The sequence below is a fragment of the Streptomyces sp. BRA346 genome (assembly GCF_052851135.1).
This window is the reverse complement of sequence record NZ_JAIWIH010000168.1, coordinates 1-1,435: the sequence shown is the minus strand read 5'-3', so window position 1 is coordinate 1,435 and position 1,435 is coordinate 1. Positions and strand designations below refer to the sequence as shown.

Sequence of the window (1,435 nt, the reverse complement as noted above, 5' to 3'; positions counted from 1 at the left end):
TCCAGCGGGTACTTCCTCGGGGCAGGCATCGTCTGGGCTCCTCTCATGAGACCCATCTGACCCCCTGTCACTCCTCCCCGCATCTCGGGGGAACCTCAGTGATCTCTCTGGGCCGGTTTCCGCAGGCAGCTAGCGTGTGGGTGCCGGAAACCGTGTCACCCTATGCGGCCTGCTTGTATTCGTGGATGAGGCCACCGAGCCGATCAAGCCGGGAGACCATTGTGCGGTCGCTGGCCGACCGCGGTTCATCGGCGATCAACTGGTCTGGTGGATGTTGTCCAAGGGATCGGTGCGGCCGATGTCTGTTGTAGTGATCCGCGTACTCACTGACGACGAGGCGTAGGTGGCGCTGCCCGGTGATCAGGATGCGGTCGGTTGCCTCGCGGCGGCATGAGCCGATCCAGCGTTCGGCGATGGCGTTCATCCGTGGCACGGCGGGCAGGGTGGGGACCACGCGTATGCCGGTCGCCTGGAAGACGGAGTCGAAGCTGTCGGTGAAGTAGGCGCCGCGGTCCCGGATGAGGAACTTGATCGACTCGGCATGGTCGCCGAGGTCCATGAGGTAGTTGCGTGCCTGCTGGGTGATCCAGGGGCCGGTCGGGTGTCGGGTGATACCGGCGATGTGTACGCGGCAGGTGCCGTGGTCGATGAAGAACAGCACGAACCAGCGCTGTAGGAATACGGTGTCGATGTGGAAGAGATCGGTGGCCACGATTGCTTAGGCCTGGGCTTTGAGGAAGGCGGCCCAGGAGCGGTCTGCCCGTTGCGGTGATGGTTCGATCCCGGCCTTCTTCAGAATCTCCCAGACGGTCGAGGCGGCGACTTTGTGCCCCAGGCCCAGCAACTCCCCATGATCCGGCGGTATCCCCATCCGGGGTTCTCCCGCGCGAGACGCAGGACCAGTTGTCGCAAGGCTTCGGGCGTTGGCGGTCTTCCTGGACTTCGGGATGGGTAGGTCCACTCCCAGGCGATGAGCCGTGTGTGCCAGCGCAGGACCGTTCGCGGAGTGACCAACAGGGGCAGCTGTGAACGCCGCTGGTTGCTGAAGATCCGGAGCAGTGCTGCCATGACGGCCCTGTCGCTCCAGGAGAACCGGGGCCGAGGCCGGTTGCGTTGCACGATGGCGAGCTGATGCCGAAGCATCAAGATCTCGGCATCTTTCGCCGCACTCGAGCGGGCCAGGAGGGCAATCCATCGGAAGGTCTGACAGGCGAGCAGGTAGATCAGCCGTATCACCACGACTCGCATGCTGCCCCAGAACAGTCGGCAGCTATCTGAGATCTGGGAAACTCGAACCAGCAGGTCAGCCCAGGTGACACACTTTCCGGCACCCACAGGCTCGGCTACCTCAGCCCGATCGAGTACGAGGAGAAGCACTACGCCAACCAGGCAACGGCCGAACAAGTGAACCTGAAACCACGTCAACCCGCCCTGA

1 protein-coding gene is annotated in these 1,435 nt (G+C 63.5%); it reads right to left on the bottom strand.

All coding sequences use genetic code 11. The annotated features are described in order from the left end of the window. Positions 1-160: 160 nt before the first annotated feature. A complete protein-coding gene (locus tag LCH29_RS43950) occupies positions 161-712 on the bottom strand; it encodes an integrase core domain-containing protein (protein WP_446467287.1) in 552 nt (183 codons plus the stop codon). Positions 713-1,435: the final 723 nt, after the last annotated feature.